This window comes from Paenibacillus sp. FSL K6-2393 (assembly GCF_038002545.1).
GTDB lineage: Bacteria > Bacillota > Bacilli > Paenibacillales > Paenibacillaceae > Paenibacillus.
In genome coordinates this window covers 1,555,371-1,580,713 of the sequence record NZ_JBBOCU010000001.1, presented here as the reverse complement: position 1 = coordinate 1,580,713, position 25,343 = coordinate 1,555,371, and the positions used below count along the sequence as shown (strand labels likewise).

General features: G+C 47.1%; 21 protein-coding genes and 1 pseudogene. 5 read left to right on the top strand and 17 right to left on the bottom strand.

Features of this window, described 5'->3' with window-relative positions:
• Positions 1 to 197: 197 nt before the first annotated feature.
• Positions 198 to 1,118 (top strand): AraC family transcriptional regulator, encoded by a 921-nt coding sequence (locus MHI14_RS06915; RefSeq protein WP_341131680.1) that lies wholly within the window; start codon positions 198 to 200, stop codon positions 1,116 to 1,118.
• An 80-nt stretch (positions 1,119 to 1,198) separates the two neighbouring features.
• Here MHI14_RS06915 and mgrA read toward each other — a convergent pair whose 3' ends face one another.
• The 6 genes from mgrA to MHI14_RS06885 all read right to left on the bottom strand — a co-directional run bounded on the left by mgrA (position 1,199) and on the right by MHI14_RS06885 (position 6,542).
• Positions 1,199 to 2,206 (bottom strand): L-glyceraldehyde 3-phosphate reductase, encoded by a 1,008-nt coding sequence (mgrA, locus tag MHI14_RS06910; protein WP_340915428.1) that lies wholly within the window; start codon positions 2,204 to 2,206, stop codon positions 1,199 to 1,201.
• A gap of 78 nt (positions 2,207 to 2,284) precedes the next feature.
• Positions 2,285 to 3,025 carry an NAD-dependent protein deacylase gene (locus MHI14_RS06905; protein ID WP_341130052.1) on the bottom strand — a complete coding sequence of 247 codons (741 nt, stop codon included), beginning with the start codon at positions 3,023 to 3,025 and terminating at the stop codon, positions 2,285 to 2,287.
• Between the two features lie 101 nt (positions 3,026 to 3,126).
• The gene (locus MHI14_RS06900; protein WP_289390203.1) at positions 3,127 to 3,894 is read right to left on the bottom strand and encodes an HAD family hydrolase; all 768 of its coding nucleotides are present in this window, start codon (positions 3,892 to 3,894) and stop codon (positions 3,127 to 3,129) included.
• A gap of 70 nt (positions 3,895 to 3,964) precedes the next feature.
• Positions 3,965 to 4,732, bottom strand: coding sequence for an alpha/beta fold hydrolase (locus MHI14_RS06895; protein WP_091027697.1), 768 nt, complete (start codon positions 4,730 to 4,732; stop codon positions 3,965 to 3,967).
• A 90-nt stretch (positions 4,733 to 4,822) separates the two neighbouring features.
• Complete coding sequence (locus MHI14_RS06890; RefSeq protein WP_017686833.1) at positions 4,823 to 5,488, bottom strand: bifunctional 2-keto-4-hydroxyglutarate aldolase/2-keto-3-deoxy-6-phosphogluconate aldolase; 666 nt, start codon at positions 5,486 to 5,488, stop codon at positions 4,823 to 4,825.
• Between the two features lie 88 nt (positions 5,489 to 5,576).
• Positions 5,577 to 6,542, bottom strand: coding sequence for a sugar kinase (locus MHI14_RS06885; protein ID WP_133385876.1), 966 nt, complete (start codon positions 6,540 to 6,542; stop codon positions 5,577 to 5,579).
• Positions 6,543 to 6,764: 222 nt separating this feature from the next.
• Between MHI14_RS06885 and MHI14_RS06880 the strand changes: the two genes are divergently transcribed.
• From MHI14_RS06880 to ilvD, 3 genes and pseudogenes are all read left to right on the top strand, one after another.
• Positions 6,765 to 7,805, top strand: coding sequence for an acyltransferase family protein (locus MHI14_RS06880; RefSeq protein ID WP_091027693.1), 1,041 nt, complete (start codon positions 6,765 to 6,767; stop codon positions 7,803 to 7,805).
• 123 nt (positions 7,806 to 7,928) lie between these two features.
• Positions 7,929 to 8,171, top strand: a pseudogene (locus MHI14_RS06875) (KGG domain-containing protein); the annotation flags it as partial.
• Between the two features lie 318 nt (positions 8,172 to 8,489).
• The gene (gene ilvD / locus MHI14_RS06870; protein ID WP_289390206.1) at positions 8,490 to 10,175 is read left to right on the top strand and encodes a dihydroxy-acid dehydratase; all 1,686 of its coding nucleotides are present in this window, start codon (positions 8,490 to 8,492) and stop codon (positions 10,173 to 10,175) included.
• Positions 10,176 to 10,260: 85 nt separating this feature from the next.
• Here ilvD and MHI14_RS06865 read toward each other — a convergent pair whose 3' ends face one another.
• A complete protein-coding gene (locus tag MHI14_RS06865; protein WP_339310491.1) occupies positions 10,261 to 11,664 on the bottom strand; it encodes a polysaccharide deacetylase family protein in 1,404 nt (467 codons plus the stop codon).
• A 174-nt stretch (positions 11,665 to 11,838) separates the two neighbouring features.
• Here MHI14_RS06865 and MHI14_RS06860 point away from each other — a divergent pair, with 174 nt between their 5' ends.
• Complete coding sequence (locus MHI14_RS06860) at positions 11,839 to 13,035, top strand: AI-2E family transporter (RefSeq protein ID WP_341130051.1); 1,197 nt, start codon at positions 11,839 to 11,841, stop codon at positions 13,033 to 13,035.
• On the opposite strand, the gene MHI14_RS06855 is transcribed toward MHI14_RS06860, so the two are convergent.
• The 10 genes from MHI14_RS06855 to alaS all read right to left on the bottom strand — a co-directional run bounded on the left by MHI14_RS06855 (position 13,014) and on the right by alaS (position 25,213).
• Positions 13,014 to 14,855, bottom strand: coding sequence for a peptidoglycan D,D-transpeptidase FtsI family protein (locus MHI14_RS06855; protein ID WP_341130050.1), 1,842 nt, complete (start codon positions 14,853 to 14,855; stop codon positions 13,014 to 13,016). The genes MHI14_RS06860 and MHI14_RS06855 overlap by 22 nt on opposite strands.
• A 93-nt stretch (positions 14,856 to 14,948) precedes the next feature.
• Positions 14,949 to 17,237 (bottom strand): methyl-accepting chemotaxis protein, encoded by a 2,289-nt coding sequence (locus MHI14_RS06850; RefSeq protein ID WP_341130049.1) that lies wholly within the window; start codon positions 17,235 to 17,237, stop codon positions 14,949 to 14,951.
• Between the two features lie 234 nt (positions 17,238 to 17,471).
• Entirely contained in the window at positions 17,472 to 18,800 is a 1,329-nt protein-coding gene (locus MHI14_RS06845) for a peptidase U32 family protein (protein WP_091027680.1), read from the bottom strand.
• 17 nt (positions 18,801 to 18,817) lie between these two features.
• Positions 18,818 to 19,747 carry a peptidase U32 family protein gene (locus tag MHI14_RS06840; protein WP_036616959.1) on the bottom strand — a complete coding sequence of 310 codons (930 nt, stop codon included), beginning with the start codon at positions 19,745 to 19,747 and terminating at the stop codon, positions 18,818 to 18,820.
• A 14-nt stretch (positions 19,748 to 19,761) separates the two neighbouring features.
• Complete coding sequence (gene mltG / locus MHI14_RS06835; RefSeq protein WP_240768091.1) at positions 19,762 to 20,802, bottom strand: endolytic transglycosylase MltG; 1,041 nt, start codon at positions 20,800 to 20,802, stop codon at positions 19,762 to 19,764.
• Between the two features lie 76 nt (positions 20,803 to 20,878).
• Positions 20,879 to 21,193, bottom strand: coding sequence for a DUF1292 domain-containing protein (locus MHI14_RS06830; RefSeq protein ID WP_047844066.1), 315 nt, complete (start codon positions 21,191 to 21,193; stop codon positions 20,879 to 20,881).
• Positions 21,194 to 21,493 carry a DUF1292 domain-containing protein gene (locus MHI14_RS06825; RefSeq protein ID WP_017686820.1) on the bottom strand — a complete coding sequence of 100 codons (300 nt, stop codon included), beginning with the start codon at positions 21,491 to 21,493 and terminating at the stop codon, positions 21,194 to 21,196.
• Positions 21,494 to 21,505: 12 nt separating this feature from the next.
• Positions 21,506 to 21,922, bottom strand: a complete 417-nt coding sequence (gene ruvX, locus MHI14_RS06820; protein WP_062835871.1) for a Holliday junction resolvase RuvX — start codon at positions 21,920 to 21,922, stop codon at positions 21,506 to 21,508.
• A 125-nt stretch (positions 21,923 to 22,047) separates the two neighbouring features.
• The gene (locus MHI14_RS06815) at positions 22,048 to 22,308 is read right to left on the bottom strand and encodes an IreB family regulatory phosphoprotein (protein WP_036616950.1); all 261 of its coding nucleotides are present in this window, start codon (positions 22,306 to 22,308) and stop codon (positions 22,048 to 22,050) included.
• A 274-nt stretch (positions 22,309 to 22,582) separates the two neighbouring features.
• Positions 22,583 to 25,213 carry an alanine--tRNA ligase gene (gene alaS / locus MHI14_RS06810; RefSeq protein ID WP_341130048.1) on the bottom strand — a complete coding sequence of 877 codons (2,631 nt, stop codon included), beginning with the start codon at positions 25,211 to 25,213 and terminating at the stop codon, positions 22,583 to 22,585.
• Between the last annotated feature and the right edge of the window lie 130 nt (positions 25,214 to 25,343).

Genomic DNA, 25,343 nt, shown 5'->3' with positions numbered 1-25,343 from the left:
CCTCGCCTCGTTGTTGTGGTTTTCTTAATGTTATTATATAAGAAAGCGGTGCCTCTTGTAATGCAACCATGTGTGTTTCATATGGATAAATGTGACCTTAAGGCGTATAATGATCGGAGCATCCCGGAAAGAAGGAAACGAGCATGACAGACCCATTCAAGGCCAAAAAAGAATCCCTTGCATCTTCTACAGAAAAAATGCAGGAATCACCTTCCGGTAAAAGTGGAGCACTCAGTTATTCTGTTGCCTCCAATCCGGTCTATTATGAGCAAGGCACGCTGCATGTCCTGTTTGCCGGAGCAAGCCAGACCCTTCCGGGTCACGCCGTCGGACCGAAACTATTTGATTATTATCTGCTGCACTATGTAGAAAAAGGGGCGGGTACGTTCCGTACCGAACTGCACACCTACGAGTTATCCGCAGGTGACTGTTTCCTCATTCACCCCGGGCAACTGGTAAGCTACCAGTCTCATGCCCGCAATCCATGGCAATACCGCTGGATCGCCTTCACGGGCAGCCAGGCTGCCCAGCATGCCGAGGAGGCGGGATTCCGCCCGGAGAAATCCGTTTTTCATGCCGGACCCACGTGTGGAATTTCCGATTGGTTATCCGTGATGCAAGATGCTTTTGCCGAGCGCAAAGAAAGCTCCCATTTCACATCACTGGGTACGTTATATATGATTCTAGCCGAAGCACAGAATCACCTTTCGCAGGGCCAAACCTTAATTCCAGGTGAATCCTCCATCCGACGTACGGTGAAACAGATGATTCAGTATATGTCCACCCAATATGCCTATCCTGTCTCCATTGAACAAATGTCTGCGAGTCTCGGGTACAATCGTGCGTATCTATCCCGTATTTTCAAACAGGAAACTGGACTCTCGCCAGTCACTTATCTGCTCAAACTGCGGATCGACAAGTCACGCCAACTCCTAAGAGAACGCCCGGATCTGTCCATCGAACAGGTATCTGCATCGGTCGGACTGCCAGACGCGCTGTATTTCTCCAAACAGTTCAAACGATTTCATGGTGAAGCGCCCAGCTTGTATCGAGACAAAATCCTGTCCCGCCCACTACATCAGGGGGTACAGAAGAATGCTCAACAAAACAAACGGTGAGCAACATAACGGCCGAAATCACATACGAAAAAAAAGGTGCATCCCGCCATTATGGCTAAGATGCACCTTTTGCACTTTATTTATTTGTCATCAGGCTGCGGAGACAGAATGGATTCGATCCGTTCCAATTCCTCTGTAGAGAAATCCAGCTGACTGAGCGCAGCCACATTCTCTTCAATCTGGGAAGGACGGCTTGCGCCAATCAGCGCAGAAGTTACCCTGCCATTTCGCAGAACCCAGGAGAGTGCAAATTGGGCCAAGCTCTGACCGCGGGCCGCTGCAATCTGGTTCAGCGCACGCACTTTTCGGAGCGTCTCTGGAGAGATGTTGTTTTCATTCAGGAATACCGACGGTCCTTTGGCACGTGAGTCTTCCGGGATACCATTCAAATATTTGTTTGTGAGCACACCTTGTGCCAATGGACAAAATGCAATACTGCCTGTTCCATACTCATCCAGCACATCCTGCAAACCATCTTCAATCCAGCGCTCCAGCAGCGAGTATTTCGGTTGATGGATTAACAGTGGCGTACCCAGACCTTTCAGAATTTCGGCAGCCTGTCTTGTCTGCTCTGCGGGATAGTTGGAGATCCCTACATAGAGGGCTTTACCCGAGCGAACAATATGATCCAGTGCCATCATCGTTTCTTCCAAAGGCGTTTCGGGATCATAACGATGTGAATAGAAGATATCTACATAATCCAGGCCCATACGCTTCAAGCTCTGATTCAGACTGGACACCAGATTTTTGCGTGAACCCCACTCGCCATAAGGCCCGGGCCACATATAATATCCCGCTTTGGTGGAGATCACAAGTTCATCCCGATAAGGTTTCAGATCTTGGGCCAGTACCTGTCCAAATAATTGCTCTGCCGAACCTGCCGGTGGGCCATAATTGTTGGCAAGGTCAAAGTGTGTAATCCCCAGATCAAATGAACGGGTAATCATATTACGGCCATTCTCAGCGTTATTGATACCGCCAAAATTATGCCACAGCCCCAGTGAAATCGCTGGCAGTTTCAAACCTGAACGTCCAACGCGGTTATATTTCATCGTTTCATAGCGAGTATCGCTTGCTACGTAGACCATTATGAATCCCTTCTTTCCCCAGGTTCCGCCTCTTTTGTCCGGTCTGTGCCGGAGAATGCGGTTATTCAGTCCAAACGTTTAACCAAGAAGCTGGTCCACATTATTCATTACCTCACCAATCGGCTCTGTAATCAGCAAATCAGCTCTACGGTCATAAGCGGTAGGTGTGGCGTTAAGAAGAACGGTATGTTTTCCTTGAAAATACGTAATTAACTGGGCGGCTGGATATACCGTCAGTGACGTGCCGCCCACAAGTAACAGATCGGCAGACGACAATGCATCAATAGAGCGATACAATGTCGTCTGGTCCAGCTCTTCCTCGTACAGCACCACATCTGGCTTGATTACACCACCACATGCGGTACAGCGAGGAACGGTATGTTGGGATTGTATAATATCATTCAACGTATAAAATTGCTTGCAATCCATGCAGGCATTACGATGAACTGAGCCGTGAAGCTCAAAAACAGTACTGTTGCCTGCCTTCTGATGCAGTCCGTCGATATTTTGCGTGATAACTGCCTGAAGTTTCCCCTCATGCTCCAGACGGGCCAACAGTCGATGGCACCCATTCGGCTCCGCATCTGGATGAAGCATTTTGCCACGATAAAAATCATAAAAAATATCGGCATGTTGATCAAAAAAATGTCGGCTTAATAACTCTTCCGGTGGATAAGGCGAATGCTGCTCCGTCTGATACAGACCCGCAGCTGAGCGGAAGTCGGGAATCCCGCTTTCCGTTGAAGTTCCGGCCCCTCCGAAAAAAACAATACGGGAGCTTTCCTGAATCCAGGCAGCCAGTTGTTCTAATGCGTTCATCCTCTCTCCTCCTTTTACTTACTATATAAATTGAACTAAAGAATATTTACACTGGCCACTCCGTGAGTTCAATTTATATCCTTCAACCAAGCAAGGGTGACTTATATAATTACGCTAAGCTCATTATAATGACGAATAATGGCATGGGCATCAACCAGATGAGATCCTTGATCTAACTGTGGACAGTAACCAAGCGTATAGGATACCTCTGCGTGACGCCCCATCTGCATATCCCCATTGCTGTCTCCAATTACAACGGCCTCGGCAGGATCGATATGTAATTCACGGCAAGCCAAGAGTGCTGCTTCTCTATCCGGTTTGCCCTGGGTCACCCGATCACAGCCCACAATGGAGGTGAAAAAGGAACGAATCCCCATCCAATCCAGATGTGTTTCTGCTGCCGCTGTACTGTCTGAAGTGACGACCGCCAGTGGTATGTCTGCTGCCCTGCATTTCTGCAAGAAATCCAGCAATCCTGACATTGGTTCAGCGGATTTGCGCTCTCTTACCGATCTCATAGCCACACTTGAAAATTGGCGTATCGTTGTGATCGCTTCATTCCATGGCATGCCTGCTGCATATAGCTGCCCGGCAAGCAATCCCGTGCACTCATCCACAGTCGCAATGGCCAGCGGGCCTTGCGGATCATATCCAACAATGTGACCTTCTGCATTATGAATGGTGCCCAGGACGTGCTCCCGTTCAACCGTAAATGAAGCTCCAAGCTCATTCATACGTGATTGTAACTGACTCAGCAACGTCTCTGCCCACGGCCCCCATAGCTGGAGGAATTCCAGCAGTGTTCCATCTTTATCAAACAGGATACCTTTACATGGGATCTGCGCTCCATTCACTTGAAGCATGGTCATCCATATCACCTCCATCAAGTTATGCTATAAATGTAGATGCATACAGCCCTTAATGCAGAATAATCAAAACCTACTTAATCGTACTTAACCAACCCAGAACTGTCTTGACCGTCTGATTCAGCTGTTCTTCTCCACTCACTTCCGGCTCGCCATCTCCTTTTTGATGACCATAATCACCGAACTGGGCGTGGTTACCACCTTCAATGGTGTAATATACCGTGTCTTCTGGAAGATACATCCGTCCACTTTGATACTTCGTGGCATTCACGACCTCATCTTTAGTTCCCAGAATGGATAAAGCAGGTATTCCAAGTGACTTTACGCTTCCTTTTTCATCCGGGTAGGATGCCAGAAAGAAGATGCCCTGTAGAGCATCAGGATGCGATGCTACATAACGTGCAGCCATCGACCCGCCGAGAGAATGTCCACCCATAACAAATTGTTCGTCCGGATATGCGGCCAGAATCTCATCTGCCAAGTTTGGCTTGAGTACTGCCAGATTAACTGGCATTTTGGCAATAATCGTGTGATGACCGGCAGCAGCCAGCTCATGGGCAAGTGGTGCGTAACTTTCCGGTTTTACCAGTCCACCAGGGTAGAAAAGTACACTTTTCCCAGTCGGTTTATCTGGCACAAAATCAATCCAGTTCTCTTGTTCGCTCACGGTCACCTTATTGGCTGTTTCCATAGCCGCTTGGGCTGTTTCCTGTGGACCGTATGGTGTGAATAATTTCCACGCAACAAATCCACATCCAATGACAATGAGCGCCAGAAGTACGAGCAGGAATTTCCCGATGCCCCTCTTCTTGCGCCCTGTATTATACCGATTTCTCAACATTAATCACCTTTCTTCACTTCCGCAGGTGCCGCGGCTCACAGAATTGGGAGCCTTTGTCCATCAGGCTCCCCTTCTACGAATTAAAAAATATTATTCAGCCTTGGCCTTGCGGTAAGCATCCATATATTGTTCCGCTTTGCGACGGACATGACTCAGGTCACCCGTCTTCACAGCTTCCGATGTCAAGTCGGAGCCGATACCTACAGCCACTGCTCCACCTTTGATCCAATCTCCCAGATTAGACAAGGATACCCCGCCAGTTGGCATAAAATTCGCCTGCGGCATAGGGCCCTTCATCGTTTTGATAATCGAAGGATCATACAGATTACCCGGGAACAACTTCACAATGTCCACGCCGAGTTCCAATGCGCGTTGAACATCAGCAATCGTCATCACACCAGGCAGAATCGGAATTCGATACAGGTTGCAGATCTGAACCGTATCCGGGTTCAGGGAAGGTCCGACTACAAACTCGGCACCCGACATGATAGCCGCTCTCGCCGTTTGCGGTTCAAGCACCGTTCCCGCACCAATAATCGCGAATTTCTCTGGATCTTGTGTGTTCCAATGGTATACACGGCTTAATTTTTCAATGGCTTTGAGTGCACTGGGTACTGTCATCGTAATCTCGATAACTTTAATGCCACCCGCAATCGCTTGCTCGGCCATGGCAATGACTTGATCCGCAGAATCTGCACGCAGAACTGCCACAACCCCATTGTCCGTAATCTTTTGCAACAGCTGAAGCTTCTTCATTTCATTCTCTCCCTTGTCAATGTGGTGGTTGTGTATACAAGCCTTACATTTAAGAACGAAGATGAGCCATATATGATTTCAGCAGCGACTAACGCTCAACATGGGCAACGTTGTTCAGCTTGGCCTCGACCTGCCCCCACGTCGGGAGCGCCTCCCAATCGCCAACAGCCTGTATAACCATGGAACCGGTCAAATTGCCGAGACGGGTTGCTTCCTGCGGGGAGTATCCTTTTAATAAACCCGACAAAAATCCCGCGCAGAATCCATCTCCTGCACCTACCGTATCCAGAACATAATCCGCCTTAAAGTACGGAACTTCCGTTAGGGTACCATTCGCCAATACGTAGGTCAAATCAGGGCCACCCTTCACGATGCACACAGCATTCATGGCAGATAAACGCTCAAGTACTTTTTGATCATTTTCTTCGTTATATAGAAGTTTCATCTCGTCCAGACCCGGTAAAAAGTAGTCCGCCAGTTCAGCTAAACGCAGTAAAACTGGACGGGCCTCTTCCGCAGACCATAGTTTGAGACGCAGATTTGGATCAAAGCTTACTTTCACCCCTGCCTGTTTGGCAATATGTATGGCAGCCTCTACGGTTGCAAGTCCGGACGGGCTTATCGCTGCCGTTATACCCGTAACATGCAATATCTTCGCCCCGGCAATATAGTCGGGATCCAGATCATCAGGTGTGATCGCACTTGCAGCAGATAGCTTCCTATAATAATGCACCGAGGCTTTCCCGGAAGCGTTCTCACGAATCATCAAACCAGTGGGCTCGTGATCACTTAACCTTACCCGGGATACATCTACGCCTTCACCGCGAATGGCTTTCAGAATCATGTTGCCGATCGGATCATTGCCCAAGCGTCCAAACCAACCACTGGTATGCCCCAGGCGGGATACGCCAATAGCCAGATTGCTCTCAGCACCCCCGAAAGACTTGTCCAGTGTGGCTGCATATTCCAGCCCTCTTGTATCCTTGGCAGTCAGCAAACCCATACTCTCCCCAAACGTAATAATTTCCGGGCTTGGATAGGGACTCGTTGACATGATTTCTTCCCTCCTTATAATTACATTCCCTCATCTTCTTTTTCTATTGTCATCCTCTATGCAACCGTTGTCAATCCCGGAGCGTTCATTTTGTTGTCACAGCTTTGAGAAAAGATAACGCTTACCGATGTGAATTAAATCACAATAGATAATGCACATCCATATTACCCTTATTACAGATGCAAATGACCTGGCAACCAGGGTCTATAAGGGGGCTGCACCATGAAAAATCAGACACTGATCCGGGATGATCAGGAATCTTTCTTTTACAATCTGCGCTTTATGCTTATCGTCTGTGTCCTTGCTGGTAATGCACTTGAACCACTCATTACACGTTTTGCAGGAGCTGAAGCTCTGTTCCTGTGGATATATACGTTTCACATGCCACTATTTGTATGGGTAACCGGGTATTTTGCGACACACTCACTCCAAGGTGCATCTGGGCGAAACGTCCTGAAGCAGATTGCACTACAGTATGTACTGTTTCAGTCCTTATACGCATTGATGGACTTTACCGTATTCCACACACCCCATATGCGGCTATCCTTCTTTGCACCTTACTTGCTGTTATGGTTTCTCGCGAGTCATTTCTGTTGGCGACTGTTGCTTCGTCTGACGATTTCCTGGAAACCGATATATCGGCTGATTGGATCGATTACGCTCGGTGTAATTGCGGGGTATTTGCCTATCGACGGATTCTGGCTCAGCTTCAGCCGTACGTTTGTATTTCTGCCGTTCTTTGTCATCGGTTATGACTATGGAGCAACCATCCGTTCACATTTATTATCCGGTTGGGGGCGAAAAACCGCAGCCATCCTCTCTGCTGCACTGTTGGTGTGGATTGGGTATGGTGGTTTGAACATATCATCCGGATGGTTACTCGGCAGCATGACGTACGCCGAACTGGGTCACCACGAATGGTATGCCGGCATCTTCCGACTTGGAGTCTACCTATTGGAGATCGCATCGGCAGCACTGTTCTTGGCCTGGGTACCTTCCTTGACTTCCAGACTGACGGACCTTGGACGACGTACACTCTATGTATTTCTGCTGCATGGGTTTCTCGTTCGTCTCGCGATCTGGTCCGGAGTCTACAGTTATATGGGAAGCTCGGCGTATATTCCAGTCATACTGGTCATTGCCGTACTCTTCGCAGTCACACTGGCTCTGCCGGCTGTACGTCACACGTTCAAACCCTTAATTGAACCGGATATATCCCGATTTTCTTTCAATCGACATGAGGTGTTTAAACGATCGGCCTAATGCTCTGACGTGTCTCTTCACCATCCGTTCTATCCTGGTGTGTTGTTTCAGGCTGGAAATAAGGTGGTAAATTAGGGATACGCGCTACAAAAAACAACTTATCGTTGTAAGGAGTGATTTGTAATGGCACGTCAACCGACGTCAGAACGCAAGATGAGCCGTGAGGAAGCTGGCAGATTAGGTGGCAAAGCGACTTCCAAGAACCATGATCGAAGCTTCTACCAGATGATTGGAAAAAAGGGTGGAGAAGCGACTTCAGATGCCCATGACACTAACTTTTACAAGCAGATTGGTCGCAAGGGCGGCGAAGCAACCTCCGAAACTCATAATAAGGAATTCTATCGTGAGATTGGACGCAAAGGCGGAAGCAACTAATGAATTCCGCTTGCCACATCGAAACATGATCATAGCTTTCCCGTAAAATCAAGAAGTCTAATTCCATGAAAATGGTTTAAGGCTTCTTTCTATTGATTGTAGAAATATGACGACGGTTGTGATAGACTCAATAGAAAAACCGGGTGTTCACGGGTTTAAAGCAGCAAAGAATTTCACAAACTACGGGGAGCTCGACACCGGCATGCCGGTCCTTTTTTTTAGAGTACGGATGAAATTAAACGACAGATGCACTGCCATTTACTTTTCCATTCATGTTGCTCAATATTATATATTTGGGGGGAATACACCATGTCAGCCAAGAAGATGCGTTCCGATATGATCAAAAAAGGTTTTGACCGTGCACCACACCGGAGTTTGCTCCGCGCAGCGGGCGTTAAAGAAGAGGATTTCGGCAAGCCGTTTATTGCCGTATGTAACTCATACATCGATATCGTGCCCGGGCACGTCCACCTTCAGGAATTCGGTAAAATTGTAAAGGATGCTATTCGTGAAGCCGGTGGCGTTCCATTCGAATTCAACACCATCGGAGTAGATGATGGTATTGCCATGGGACACATTGGTATGCGTTACTCGCTGCCAAGCCGTGACATTATCGCGGATTCCGTGGAAACCGTTGTGTCTGCACACTGGTTCGACGGCATGGTATGTATCCCGAACTGCGATAAAATTACACCCGGCATGATGATGGGTGCACTCCGCTGTAATATCCCTACCGTGTTTGTCAGCGGTGGACCGATGAAAGCCGGTCGTGACAGCAATGGTAAAGCTCTGTCCTTGACCTCTGTATTTGAAGGCGTAGGCGCTTATCAAGCAGGTAAAATCGATGATAAGAGCTTGCTTGAACTTGAACAGTTTGGCTGTCCAACATGTGGATCATGTTCCGGCATGTTTACGGCAAACTCCATGAACTGTCTGGCTGAAGCGATGGGACTGGCTATGCCAGGTAACGGAACCATCCTGGCTGTTGCTCCTGAGCGTCGTGAGTTTGTTAAACAATCTGCTAAACAACTGATGGAACTTATTAAAATGGATCTGAAACCACGTGATATCGTTACTGTAGAAGCGATTGATAACGCGTTTGCACTGGATATGGCTATGGGTGGATCTACAAATACAGTACTGCACACGCTGGCACTGGCTCATGAAGCAGGCATCGAGTATCCAATCGAGCGGATCAATGAAGTAGCTAACCGCGTTCCGCATCTGGCGAAACTTGCACCTGCTTCCGATCTTCACATCGAAGACGTTCACAATGCAGGTGGCGTAAGCGCAGTGCTGAACGAATTGCTCAAGAAACCAGGCGCGATTCATGGTGACTGTATTACAGTAACAGGTAAAACAATCCGTGAGAACGTTGAAGGAAAAGAAATCCAGGATACAAATGTCATCCACCATCTGGATAACCCACATTCCGAAAAAGGCGGCCTGGCTGTATTGTTTGGTAACCTTGCACCACAAGGAGCTATCATCAAAGTTGGTGCTGTTGATGCTTCGGTTGGTGGATACCACAAAGGTCCTGCCATCTGCTTTGACTCCCAGGAGCAAGCGCTCGAAGGTATTGCTAACGGCAAAGTAAAAGAAGGACATGTTGTTGTTATCCGTTATGAAGGACCAAAAGGCGGACCAGGTATGCCTGAGATGCTGGCTCCTACTTCGCAGATCGTAGGTATGGGATTGGGTGCCAAAGTTGGTCTGATCACCGATGGACGCTTCTCTGGCGCATCCCGCGGAATCAGTATCGGACATATTTCTCCGGAAGCAGCTGAGGGTGGTCCAATCGCCTTTGTTGAAGAAGGAGACATCATCGAGCTGGATCTGAACAACCGTATCATCGAGTTGCACATCAGTGACGAAGAGTTTGAACGTCGTCGCGCTGATTGGAAAGGCTTTGAACCGAAAGTAAAAACCGGTTACCTGGCTCGTTATTCCAAACTGGTTACCAATGCAAGCAACGGTGGCGTACTGAGTATCTAATTCACTAATAAATAAAGGGTTGCTCTTCTGCCAAATCTGGCGAAGGGCAACCCTTTTCTTTTGCTGGTTGGTGGGATCATTCCGTTTAGTTCCGCTCTGGTATTATCTCTTGTTCAATTAACAACGATTCATCTCTGGATTCTTCTACCGTTGCTGCCACCTGCATCGTATGTTGACCGTAACGTTCCAACAGTAGATCCAGCGGCATGGCAATCATCTTGGGTACCAATTGTTCTGTACGCTGTTTCAGACGTTTGGTTCCTGCCGGGTGGATTACACTTAACAGCAGCTTCAAGTATACTTTGGATGCAGCACTGAACGGTCCAGGAGGCAATTCTTGTATGGTAAATCCGAATTTTTCTGGGCCTCTGTTAATCATGCTCACACCGTATATCGCCTTGGCAGAGCGTAACTCCGGTTCGAGTGCCACCATGCGTGCCAGATCCGGCAATTGCTGTTCCATGGTCCGAATCATGCGAATAGCCAAATGCATACTGGAACGTGATGTCACTCCAAGTTCAAACAACTTCTGATTGTCAAAATGTAGTTCTATCACCGGATCTCCATTTTGAATAACATGGCCATCATTCATCTCCACCCGCGCTCCGTGATATACTCGTGATCTGAAGTGCAGCATTGGGTCCTCTGGCGAAGCCGTCCGTAGATGATATACCCAGTGGAACAACTTCTCCCAGCCCAGCCATAAGGCAACAACGGTTCGTTTCCATAGCTTCAATGGTGTCTGTAATTGCGTTTTGTTCTGAGATTCGCTCACTGTGATACCTCCCATCAACGTATCAACGCGTACACTTTGCAGGCCTAGCCGTTCAGCTTCCTGTAATACGACTTCCAGCGCCTGAAGCATCTGCTCCGGCGCGTGTGCATCTGCACCAAGGGTCGTTCCTCGATCATGCAGCAGCATGACCTCTCCACCTCTCAGTTCCTTCAGCATCCGTTCGGTCAATCTCTGGGCACCTACTCGGCTTCTCCAGTCTTCAAACATGGAAGACCACAGTACAATCTTTCGTTCTTTCTTGCTGAAAAAATCAAACAAGTTCATAATCCCCCACGGTGGACGATAATAACAAGTCTTCACGCCGGTTACTTCATGGATAATCTGACCTGTTCTCTGAATCTGATCACGAACAGTACGCGGCCGCATGAGCCAGTTCGTCTTATGAATATAATTATGAATGCCAATAAGATGACCTTCCTCATGTATGCGCTGTATGAGTTCAGGATGACTCGCAGCATGTTCTCCAACGACAAAAAATGTGGCTTTTGCTTGATGCTGACGAAGCAGATCGAGCAGTCTCGGCGTATAATGTGGATCTGGCCCATCGTCAAACGTTAATGCAAATTGTGTATCACTTCTTCCCCGTCGAAATACACGAAAACCAAAAAGCCTGCTAATCAAACTTGGAATAAAGGCGTAAAAAGATGAAAGATACAATAACCACAGTAAAATACTATGAAGTATCGTTGTCATGATACAAGCTCCCCACTTCTCATGCTGAATTACGGTGCACAATGGCACTATCTAAAATAAACCGCCTTTAATTTTATCATAGTTCAGACTTTTCTTGAATCCTGTTTTCCCAAAAAGATAGCTATCGTGTACAATAAATACAATCTAATTATTGCCATTAAAGGAGCCATGTCCATGTTACCGCTTTACAAAAAATACGGGCGAACTGTCTTTGACATCGCTTTGCTCGTATTAACCGTGTATGTGATCATGTACGGTTTCAGTCAATTATACCAAGTGGCTGCACCGGTCTTTCTATCATTCATTGTGTATTGGATGATTGAACCGCTGGCCAGATTTTTACATCGCAAAGGATTGCCCAAGACACTTGGAGCCACCATCTCCGTCTTGTTGTTTCTTGCATTGATTGTCGCTGCCTTTTTTGGTGTAGGTTTAATTATCATTTCACAAATTTCCAATCTTCAAGATAATTTCCCCGTATACATTGAAATGATACAACGTGAATTCACCAATCTGGTGTTGTTCATTCAGGACAAGTCAGACGCTCTCCCTGATGGAGTTATGGAAAAAGCGAATGATTATTTTGCAACACTGACCGGATTTCTGTCCAAATGGGTAACTAGCGGAGCGCAATTTGTCGTAGGTTTCCTCAGTTCATTCTCTTCGTTTATTACGAATTTCGGAATTGCGATTATTCTGGCATTTTTCCTCAGTATCGAGATTGAATCCTGGCGCAAGTTCGCCCGTGCGAAAACGCCCAAAACATTAAAGTTAGCTATGGAATTCATGCGTAATCACGTGTTCAAGACGATCCGCTCGTATCTGAAGGCACAGCTGATCATGATGCTCATTACGTTTGTATTGATTTATGCAGGTTTGTTGATTTTGGGAACCTCTAACGCGTTTACCATTGCAGCAGTTTGTGCGGTTTTTGATCTGGTACCATTGCTTGGCGTTCCTGTTGTGTTTATTCCATGGATCGTCTACCTATTCATTATTGGCAATAGTAGCCTGGCGATTGGCCTGATTGTGATTCTGGCAGTGACGATGCTGACACGACAATTGCTGGAACCGAAAATATCGGGTAACTCGATTGGTGTATCTTCGGCGTACTTGATGCTTTCGTTTATGCTGATCTCCCTTTCGATCTTTGGCCTGGCTGGTGTAGTGTTATCTCCAGTGCTTCTCATCCTACTGAAAGAACTGTTACAACAAGGGTACCTGCAGAAGTGGATTCACCTGCCAAAAGATGAATTTGAATCCTCTCCATTAGTGATGGACCCACCCGTTAACAAGGCCTCAGCGAATTCTGCCGAGTCTACTTTACAACGTCCCGTTTCTGCGAAGGATCATGAGGACTCAGCCAAATAGTCCATCACCTTCCTGAAGAGAGCCGTCGCCTGATGTTGGCTGTCAGGAGAGACATTTTGAACAAGAACGGCTACAGCATATTGGGGTTGTTCTACCGGTCCATAACCAATGAACCATTGATTGTTGCGCTTCTCTCCATGTTTCTGTACCTGAGCTGTACCTGATTTCCCTGCAACATGCCACCGTGCACGCTGCAGGGATTTTCCTGTTCCCTCACGGACTACCTTATTCATCCAGGATAACAGTTTATGCGCTGTTGCGGGAGCAATCTGTCCTGATGCTGAAGGTGAATCATGCAAGGGCATCTCCAGCATGGTGCCACCATCCGCATATCGGATGCGCTTAACGAGACGTGGGGCACTAACCTTTCCATCATGTAACAGTGTAACGATCAGATTGGCAGCTTGCAGCGGTGTGACCAAGACATCGCGCTGACCGATTGCTGTCTGTATTTTCGCACCTTCATCAGCAGAAGAAACAGCCTCTGTTCTCACACGCCCGTGATCCTCATGATCAAAGTGTCGTAACACGGGCATTCCTGCCATCTGCTTCCCCTCCCAGCCAATCGGACGCGCGAGCCCCAGACGATCAGCCGTGTTCTCCAGTTGTTCCATACTAAGCCTGCGCGCCGTTTCCGCGAATACGATGTTACAAGACTCAGCGAATCCTTGCTCCAGATTCAGGTCTCCATGACCATGCTCCTTCCAGCAAGACAGCCCATATCTTCCGTACTCACCACCGCAATGGAATTCTTCTCCGTTAGAAACCGCATGATACTCCAAAGCAGCAGCCGCAGTGACAATTTTGAAAATGGAACCCGGTACGGCTCCCTGTACTGCACGATTCCCCCAGGACGATTCTTTAGGGTTCACATGTTGTGGCTGATAGAAAGGGCGGGAGATCATGGCGCGAACATCTGCGTTAGCGGCATCTAACACAACAATGGCCCCTTCTTGTAATCCAGATTCTTGTGTCAACTCCTCCAACCCACGCTGTAACTCAGCATCCACTGTGGTTTCTACACGTAAAGGATAATGGCTATTGGCCGGTGCAATGACGTGCGGCTGAATATCAGGGATAATCTCTCCACCACCTGAGACCATGCGTGATACAAGCGTAGGGCCAATTCCCCTTAACAGCGGTTCAAGTGTCCTCTCCAGCCCAGCTGCCCCTGATTTCATAGCAAATGGCTGTTTTACTTCATCCTGATGCCCATTTAGAACTTTGGAGGACTCAGGCTGTTCAGCCAGATAACCCATCCACTGCATCCCTGTATGCCCCTGTAGATACCTTGTCATCATCGGATAGATGCCAGCACCTTGCAGATGCAAACTACGTAGGCGCTCCACCTGAGCAGCGGTCAAATGAACAGGCTGATGTGTACCTGCTGTCCAGAAATGAGGAATACTTTCCTGAATCCATTCCTTCTTCAATTGATCTAGATCGGTATGTAATATAGCTGCTAACTCTGTCATCTTGGAGCCTTCTAATTTCCCATGCTTGCGTAATTTCTCTAATGGACCTGCCTGTGGAAAAAGAACCAGTCCCCATTGCAGCTTACCAGTCAACGCTTCACCTTTGTAATCCGTAAATTGTCCCCGCCCCGGGTCAAGCATCACCCCGCGTTCACGCTGCAATACAGACATTTCACGTACCGTGCGGTGAAATCCAGGCATCGTCTGATTCACCTGAACGATCTGGACCCATCCCAATCGTAATATAAGCAATCCAAAGACAAGAGTTAGAAGAATACAAGTTATATAGATTCGCCGTTTCGCAAGGAGATGCATCCCAATCTCACCTTTTGTCGTTTTGACCATATTATTGCTGATATGACTTGGAATTATCCGGTAAACAAAAAGAAAACCTGTCCCATGTGCGGGACAGGTTCTCCTCATTTCAACCTTGGCTTGTTACACCGTAAAGCGTGACAAGGTTTCTTTCAGTTCAGTGGACACATTCTCCAGTTTGCCAGACAGATTGACCAGCTGGTTACTGATATTTTGCTGTTCACTGCTCAAGGAAGCTACTTCTTGAGACGTTGCAGAAGATTCTTCAGCTACAGCGCTGACATTACTCATAGCTTCAGACAATGTACCTTGGGATTTGTTTAATTCTCCAATAGAACCTGTCACCATGCCCAGACGTTCCACAAATGCACCCATCTGTTCCTGTACGGAAGCAAAGATGACGTTGGTATCTTTAACCGCATCCATCTGTTCCTTGAATAATGGATAAGCTGCAGACAAAGCATCCACGGTCTCATTCATTTCAGTCATGATTTTGTCTGTGATCTCTCCAACCATCTCAATGGATTGTCTGGATTGAGCCGCAAGCTGACGAACCTCATCTGCCACCACCATGAATCCGCGTCCGGCTGCACCGGCACGTGCTGCTTCAATGGTCGCATTCAGGGAAAGGATATTTGTCTGTTTCGTTATGTTTTGCAGCACTTCAAGCACTTTCAGAACAGAGGACGTGCTCTCTTTCAGCGAATCAACCTTATTCACCAGTGCACCAATCATTTCTTCTGTCTTCTGGGTTTTGGTCATCAACTGATTCAGATGTTGTGTTCCTGTCTGACTGGACTTCTCTACATGACGAGCAGAATCACCCATCTGTTCATTAGCAGCGATTACACTCTGCATCTGACGAGAGATATTGTCAGTTAATTCATTGCCACGTTCCGCTTCGGTTGCCAAACTGCCTGCACCGCCTGCGATCTCTTCTGTAGCTACGGCAATCTCCGAAGCAGATACAGCCGTTTTCTTGGATGCACTGCTCAGCTCAGAGGCCGTATCCAATACTTCCTGCGCAGAACGATTGGTTTGTTCAACCAGCTTTGTGATCTGCTCCATCATCAGATTGAAGGCGGATGAGAGCTGACCGATTTCATCCTGGGAGCTATATGGTGTACGAACTTTAAGATTACCTTTCGCACCTTCCTGCATCAGGTCTTTCAATTTGCCGAGTGGACGAGCGATCATACGCACCATCCAGATCCCGATCAATACTGCAATCCCCGCATCAATCAGCGCCATCCACAGGGTCAGGGTCAGAATGCCTTTTGCATCCTGAACCAAAACAGAGGTAGGTATCATACCAACCAGTTTCCAATTGGATGTGTCCATCGTACTGTATACAGCCAACATTTCCGTAGATTTGCCATCTACCGTATACTCCGTATTCGTGCTACCTGCTGGTTCGGTCAACTCTTTGACAAATGCAAGCTCTGTATCTTGTCCCGTACGATCCGAGATGGAGGATGCAACCACTTTATTATCGGGAGCAATCAGTTGAAGAACAGCTCCTGAACCCAGATCAAGCGATTTCAATTGTTCCTCCAGAACTTCCAGTTTCAATTCAATAACCAGAACATACGACTGGGTCGTTCCCTGCAGGTTTTTCATTGAACGTGCGATTTTAAACGTTGGCGTTGAGCCATCTTCCTTGACCTCTGTTGGAAGCCAGCGATAACCGCCCGCCTCAATCAACTCACTGTACCATGCTTCCTGACGAATATTGCCCATGGATGAACTGTTGCTACCTGTACCCATAATGGACTTTGTATCGTCCGTAGGTACCAAATAAATCGCTTCCATAGATTTATTTGTAAATGCAACATTGGACAGTTGCTTGTTGATTGAACTTGAGTTTATGAATGTATCATACGCAGTCAAATTCGTATCTGACATTTTTTGAAGCAAGGACTGCATTTCCGGATCAAAGAAAATCTGTGTGGATGTATCCACAAACCTCTCCAAAATAATGTCCATTTTTTGTTTGGTCTGATCAATGGTCTCCTGATTGGCACGTGAGGCATTTTTCTCTATCGTACCTTTGGCTTTTGAATAGGATAATAGACCTAAACTTACTACAAAAATCATAATTCCCGCAAAGAAGATCAAGAACAGTTTAACCCCTACGGATTTAACCGGATTTGCTTTCTTAATCTGTTCGAAAGAAGCCCCCCCAAAGTTTTTCCAATCCCGGTTTTTTAATTGTTTCTTCACCCAATCGGTCTTGATCCAGCCCAGCTTGAGCTTGCTGCGGTCAATCTTAAACATTCTTTTGCCACTGCCTGTTGTTTTGCTTTTGACTACTTTTTCTTTCTTCACTTTCTGAACCTTCTCAGGATTAACCTGCTCGGCTTTTGTCACTTGCTCCCCACTGTCGTTCTGCTTCTTTTGAACCAATCCCATTCACCTGCCAGTAATTTACTTGTTGGATTTTTCTTTCTCTCCCCTATAAATATGTAGTATTCGACAGCTTTCTTCGTTCCCCTTTCACTTTCCAGAAATATTTTACAACTTTATTCCTATTTTTCTATAAAAAAAAGACCCCCATCTGCCGATAAACGGAGGTCCCCATGTAAATTTCATAACACTATTTTGTTAAATCATAATACAATATTGACACATTATAGGTATTTGAGCCTATTTCTTTTTTCTCATCATATCGAAGTACGAAACCGGTTGATCTACCTTCATTTTAATCAGTTGCAACGGGTGACGAGCAGCATCTAGAACATTGCCTTCTTCATCCTGTATTTCACCGACCACCTGTTTGAAAAAGTGACCTCCCGGACCGAAAAATTCGATTTCCTGTCCTGGTTTGAAGTGATTGCGCTGTTGAATGGTTGCCATTCCTGTTTCAGCATCATATCCCATGACCAATCCAGCGAAGTCAAAAGGTACAGCCTTTTCTTCCGGTTCATAGATATGATCTTCATGGTCTGGTGTATCATAGAAAAATCCAGTATTCAGCGGGCGATTCGCCGCTTTGTTCATTTCTTCAACCCATTCAGGTTTCAGAACATAATTTTCCGGGTCTGCCATATAGGAGTCAATAGCTTGACGGTATACATTAACCACAGTTGCCACGTAGTGGATCGATTTCATACGTCCTTCGATCTTGAAACTGTCCACGCCCACATCAATCAACTCGGGAATATGGCCAATCATGCACAGATCCTTAGATCCCATGGAGAATGAATTATCCTGTTCCTGGAACAGAGGAAGCTGATTCTCACCCAGTTTGAATGGCGCAGGTGCCTTCATCTGCATGTCCTCTTCGCTGACCCACACCGTATCTTCTCTCGCATCCTCGAACAGATCATACTTCCAGCGACAAGACTGGCAACAGCCACCCCGGTTGGAGTCCCGATCCGTAAAGTGATTGGATAGTACACAACGTCCGGAATACGAGGAACACATTGCCCCGTGAATAAAGGCTTCAATTTCAATATCCACATTGGCCTTGATCTCTTCAATCTCTTCAAAGCTGGTCTCACGTCCGAGAACAACACGTGGAAGTCCTTCATCTTTCCAGAACTTCACGGCTTGCCAGTTGAGTGTGGATTGTTGAGTACTTAGATGTACCTCAAGGCCTGGCACAGCACGAAGGGCTACTTCAATAATAGCTGGATCGGCTACGATGATCGCAGAGATTCCCGCATTATAGAGGTTTTGCAGGTATGTTTCGATACCCTCAACATCCTCATTATGTGCATAGATGTTCGTCGCTACGAACACTTTGGCTCCATACTTTTTGGCAAACTCCACACCTTCACGCATCTCTTCAAAGCTGAAGTTATCCGCGTTGGAACGCAGTCCATAGGCCTGTCCACCGATATAAACGGCATCTGCACCGTAATGGATCGCAAATTTCAGTTTTTCCAGATTACCCGCCGGAGCTAGCAACTCCGGTTTGTCCAGACGGTTACGTTTACCCGAGAACTTCCGCTGTACCGCCACTGTTTCCATTCTGTTCACCTCGTCTATTAATACACTTGTTCTTTATAGAAAAATCCAAACGACAATTCACGTTCAGGGTCCTGTAACTTCCGTACCTCAGCGAGCCACTCTTCAGAGAACGCATATGCATCAGCATCGGCTACATAACTGTCAATCGCTGTCCGATATGCACGTACAACAGCTTCATTGTAGGTAAGTGATTTTAACATACCTTCAATTTTGAAACTGTGCACACCCGCTTCCATCAACAGATGAAGATCTTCGAGGATACATATATCCTCAGAACTCATAATGTGCGTGCCGTTAATGTCCTCATAGATCGGAAACTTCTCATCCCGGCGTTCAGCCTCGATCAGGAACAATCCCCGTTCTTTGCCCAGATGTCCCTCAACCGGCCGCCCTTGATGAGCCATATAACTTTGCACCAGACTGCGCTTGGAATGATAAATATTCGTCATACCATGCACCTGAACCTGAGCTTCCACCTTCAAAAAAGGAACCATTTCGGTCAACTCGTCCATATTCAACTCACGGGCAAGCACAACACGACTCGCTCCCTTGGTTCCCCAATAGTTGGCTGTCGCATAGTTCGTTGAAGTCATCTCCGCATTCCAGTGCAGCTTCACATGTGGAGCGTATTCCTTCATGGTAGCCAGCACGGATGGATCATTAAACTCCACACCATCAATACCGATTCTGCCAAGTGCTTGAACATATTCAGGCAATTCTTTTAACAATTCGTTGGACATCAGATTAGTCATGGATACATACACACGCGCCTGATGTTTGGCTGCAATGGCAACCACCTCTGCTGTCTCTTCCACGCTAAAGCTGCCTGGAAGACGCATGCCGAATCGATCATCTCCAATAACCAGAGCATCTGCTCCCGCCTGGAGCAGCACTTCTGCCTCTTTCACATTCGCTGCTGTAACAAGCAGTTCATGTTTCTTACTCATATAATCCCCTCCGCTTATTGCGCAGCCTTACTTTTGGCTATATTTTGCTGGTGTTCCTTATACGTTTTGGCAAATAGATGTCCAGATGAGCCATCCTTTTTTGTCACATAGAACAGATACTCCGAAGCTTCCGGATTTAGCGCTGCCTCAATGGACGGAAGACTTGGACTGGCAATTGGACCTGGTGGCAAGCCTTTGTTCAGATAGGTATTATAGGGACTTTTCACCTTCAGATCCTTGAAAAACAATCGCTCCTTCGGTTTGTCGAGCAGATATTGCACAGTAGCATCAATCTCCAACTTCATATCCTGATTGATCCGATTGTAGATTACACCTGCAACCAGAGCACGTTCCTCATCCACCACAACTTCTTTCTCCACGAGTGACGCAATCGTCAGCAGTTCATGCAGGGAAAGGTTCTTTTCCTGGAGCTTGGCTTCCAAATCAGGAATGGAATTAATCTTGGTCTGGAATTCTTCCAGCATCCGTTGCATCACATCATGTGTGGAACTTCCCTTTTTCAGCTCGTAGGTTTCCGGGAATAAATACCCTTCCAATACGTAGCGAAGTTCTTCATCCACTGGAATATCTTTGATGATATCTACATCAAAGGCCGAAGGATCATTGGCCAGCTTGATGAATTCATCCCGATCTACAACATGCTCATAAGAAAGCTTACCCGCCATTTGCAAAACGTTATAACCCTCCGGAATCGTAAATTTCACCATTTCCTCCGGTACAACTTCACCACTACTCAGCTTGCTAACAATCTCGTCATATGTCACGCCAGGATTCATAGAATATGTACCCGCCATGAAATTAGAACCTAGTTTCTTCCACTTTAAATACCCTTTGAAGGTTAACCCGCTTCGAATAAGGCCTTCTTCTTGAAGCTGATCCGCGATTTTCGAAGTTCCCGATCCGCTCTTAATCTCGAATACGATCGGTTCTGTAGAAGCTTCCACAGGACGCATCATACTCCATACGTAACCGCCTGCGCCTCCGGCAAGAACTACAATGATAAGCAGTATAACTACAATTGCTTTCCCTTTCAAAAAAGAAACAACTCCTTTACACAACCAAAAAGAGCGGACTTCTCCGCCCTCCCGGTTTTTTCAATTTGAAGCTGATTTAATCTTCGTCAATGGGGAGAGTACATTCATCATACAGTTCCGAGATGTTCTCCCACTCATCATCATCGTCGATCGTAACTAACTCTGGCATGATCTGGTCTTCACTTCCAGGCGATACTCGCAGAAGTTCAACCTCGTCATAAGGTCGCAACGAACTGCGGAGCACCGCGTACTGCTGACCGTTCACTTCGAACTCAGCCAACAAGTCATACGGTTGTGATTTACCGTTCTCTTCCTCGAGCTCAACATGAGCACCGAATGCCAGACGCAGTGAATCTGTCCATTTCAGGTCTTTGCGGCTATATTCCGTCATTTAGTTCGCTTCCTCTTCATCTTCAGCAAGAAATGTATTAAACGTCTCCTCGACGATATCCCATTCGGCATCATCTTGGATGACGAAAAGTTTAATATCGTCGCCCTCTTCTTCATAACGGAATGCATATACATCCGTTTCGCCATCTTCAGGTTCAACCGGAGCAACCATCATGTACTTGGCCTCCGAACCATCTACTTCAAACTTCATGATGACTTCAAATTCCTCTTCATTACCCTCGTCATCCGCAATGTAAATAATTTCCGCTTCTTCTTCCATACCCAGTTGATCTTCAGCCATTGTTGATCCCCCTCACCTTCTACTATTGGCATCCAAATAATTTTGCAAAATCAAGCTTGCGGCCATTTTGTCCACAACCTGCTTGCGTTTTTTCCGACTGACATCCGCTTCAATCAGCGTACGTTCTGCTGCCATGGTTGTCAGCCGTTCATCCCAAAGGTGAACAGGTAAATTCAGTTCATCCCGCAGGCGTTCGGCAAAAGCAATGCATATCTCACCGCGCGGTCCTACGGTGCCGTTCATGTTTTTGGGAAGTCCGACTACGATCTCACTAATCTCATGCTCACGCACAAGTTCGGCAATCCGAGCGAACTCGCCTTCATCACGGCGGCGTTCTAGCACTTCCAATCCCTGGGCAGTCCAACCGAAGGCGTCACTCGCGGCAACTCCGATTCTTCGGTCCCCATAGTCCAAACCTAATATTTTCATCCATGCTCTCCCATCCTGGGGCCTGCTCAGGTCGATTCAACATCGCCTTCTCAAGCTTCAGGCTGTCTTCTGTCGGTTCATTTCCCGCTGCCTGCATGGCTGCAACACAGCGGAAGCGGCGTACATTACCGGTGATTGGCCAGATAGGAACGTACAAGCTCTTCAATCAGCTCATCGCGCTCCTTTTTACGGACCAGACTACGTGCGTTGTTGTGACGAGGAATGTATGCCGGGTCTCCGGAAATCAGATACCCAACAATCTGGTTGATCGGATTATACTCCTTATCGACCAATGCATCATATACCGTGAGAAGAATCTCTTTGGATGATGCTTCCTGTTCGTCACCTTTCACATTAAATTTAACCGTCTTATCCATGGAGTCCATTGATGACACCTCGCTCCTGCATGAACATGGGGACCATGTCCTGCCGAATTGATTTCTGTTTATATAATAACATATTCTGACTGCCACAAGTAAACAAAGGATAAGGCAATTGTGTTTTTTGCTTGTCCTTTACTGGCTTCAGCATATTGCATCAGTCGATTCCACTCGCTCTCAGGTACAAAAGTTGGACGGGAAGAAGCATCCCGATCCAACCTCCGTATAACGAACAGAACCTTTCGAACTATATTTTGGCCTTTGAAAGCCCTCGTTCGATTTATGCAGTATGCCCGCTAACCAGCGAAACCGCCAGTTTCAGCGCTTCATCCAGCTTGGTCGCATCCTTGCCTCCGGCTTGCGCCATATCTGGACGTCCACCGCCACCGCCGCCGCATACTGCTGCGACTTCTTTGACGATTTTACCAGCGTGCAGTCCTTGTTTTACTTGTTCAGCAGGTACAGCTACAACAAAATTCACTTTGCCGTCCGCTGGAGCACCCAATACGAGTACCGCGTTAGGCAATTTTACTTTCAACTCATCTGCCACTGTACGCAGTGCATCCATGTTCGGAGCATCTACGCGTGCTGCCAGCAATTGTGTATTTCCTGCTTGTACCACTTGATCGGTCAATTGACCCGCTTCCATGGCACTCAGCTTGCTTTGCAGGGATTCAGTCTCTCTGGCTGCTTCTTTCAGTTGCAGGTTCAGACCTTCAATCCGTTTAGGTACATCAGCCACATTTGCTTTGAGCAGTGCTGCTGATTGTTTGAGCAGTTCCAACTGGCTTTCCACATACAGATATGCGCCGCGGCCAGTTACAGCTTCGATCCGACGAACGCCGGAGCCGATTCCGCTCTCGCTCACCAGTTTGAAGATTCCAATCTCTGAAGTATTATTTACGTGACAGCCGCCACAAAGTTCCAAACTGTAGTCTCCAACTTGAACGACACGTACAATATCTCCATATTTTTCGCCAAACAGGGCCATCGCGCCCATTTCTTTGGCTTCATCAATAGCTTTCAGCTCGATGTTCACGTTCAGACGATTCCAGATCTGTTCATTCACCTGACGTTCAATCTCTGTCAACTCTTCCGGTGTGATGCTGCCGAAGTGAGAGAAGTCAAACCGCAGACGCTGTGGCTCTACGAGCGATCCGGCCTGGTTTACGTGTGTTCCGAGCACATCTTTGAGTGCCTTGTGCAGCAAGTGGGTTGCCGTATGGTTTTTGATAATGTCGCCACGTTTCGCTGAGTCTACTTCGGCGTTGATCACATCACCTACACGCAGTTCACCGGACTCCACAGTCACCAGATGTACATGTTGTCCGAGTGGAGCTTTGAACAAACCTTGTACTTTCGCTGTTACACCAGCACCGCGCAGCAAGCCCTGATCACTCACTTGACCGCCACTTTCCGCGTAGAACGGAGTCTTGTCCAGAACAACCTGACACGTTTGGCCTTCGCCTACAGTTTCAACAAGGGCGTCACCAGCTACGATGGCTACCACTTTTGCTTCCGTCAACAGGTCAGTATAACCAACAAACTCGCTTTTAACCTCCAGGTCAGCAAGTGGTCCACCTTGAACTTTCATGCTCTCGTTCTCTTGACGCCCAGCACGTCCAAGCTCACGTTGTTTCTGCATGGAAGCATCAAAACCTTCACGATCCACAGTCAGACCATGCTCTGCGGCATAATCTTCTGTCAGGTCAAACGGGAATCCGTACGTATCATACAGTTTGAAAGCTTCAGGTCCGCTAATAACCGTGCGTCCTTCGGATTTGGCAGTACCGCTGATATCAGCCAGAATAGCCAGACCATCTGTGAGTGTCTCGTGGAAACGCTCTTCTTCGGTTTTAATCACTTTGGCGATGAATTCCTGTTTGTCCACTACCTCAGGGTAGTACATTCCCATCACTTCACCAACGGTTGTAGTCAGTTCATACAGGAATGGACGGTCAAGTCCAAGCACTTTTCCATATCGAACTGCACGACGAAGCAAGCGACGGATGACATATCCACGTCCTTCATTACTTGGCAGAACGCCATCACCTACTGCAAAGGCAACCGTACGAATATGATCGGCAATGACTTTCAGTGCAACATCAATCTCTACGCTGTCGTTATATTTCACACCCGCAAGAGCGGCTGTTCTTTGAATCATCGGTTGGAACAGGTCTGTGTCGAAGTTGGAATCCACATTTTGCAGAATGGAAGCAAAACGCTCCAAACCTGCACCTGTATCAATGTTTTTGTTAGGAAGCGGTGTGTAGCTGCCATCTTTGTTATGGTTGAACTGGGAGAATACCAGATTCCATACTTCCAGATAACGTTCGTTTTCCCCACCTGGATACATTTCAGGATCACTCATGTCGTTTCCATAAGCTTCGCCGCGGTCATAGAAGATCTCGGTACAAGGTCCACAGGGGCCTTCGCCGATATCCCAGAAGTTTTCATCCAATTTAATGATACGCTCAGCAGGTAGTCCCACTTTTTCGTTCCACAGTTTGAATGCTTCTTCATCTTCCGGATATACCGTTACGGACAGACGCTCCGGATCGAATCCGATCCACTCTTTGCTGGTCAAGAATTCCCACGCCCATGTTACGGTCTCTTCCTTGAAGTAATCTCCAATAGAGAAGTTGCCGAGCATTTCAAAGAACGTATGGTGACGACGCGTTTTGCCAACATTCTCGATATCATTGGTACGGATACATTTTTGGGAGTTCGCAAGGCGCGGGTTCTCCGGCTTTTCACGTCCATCAAAATATGGTTTGAGCGGTGCCATACCCGCATTGATCCACAGAAGGGAAGGATCGTTGTGAGGTACGAGCGATGCGCTAGGCTCGATTTTGTGACCTTTACTTGCAAAAAACTCTATCCATTTGGACCGGATTTCACTGGCTTTCATACTGGATGCCCCCATTAAATTATAATAGTCCGTTGCGTATTCGCTCCGGTTGGTCAACATTGATTTTGTAAAAATAAACACAAAAAACGCCCCTGAATAATCAGGGACGATGTTATCGCGGTACCACCCT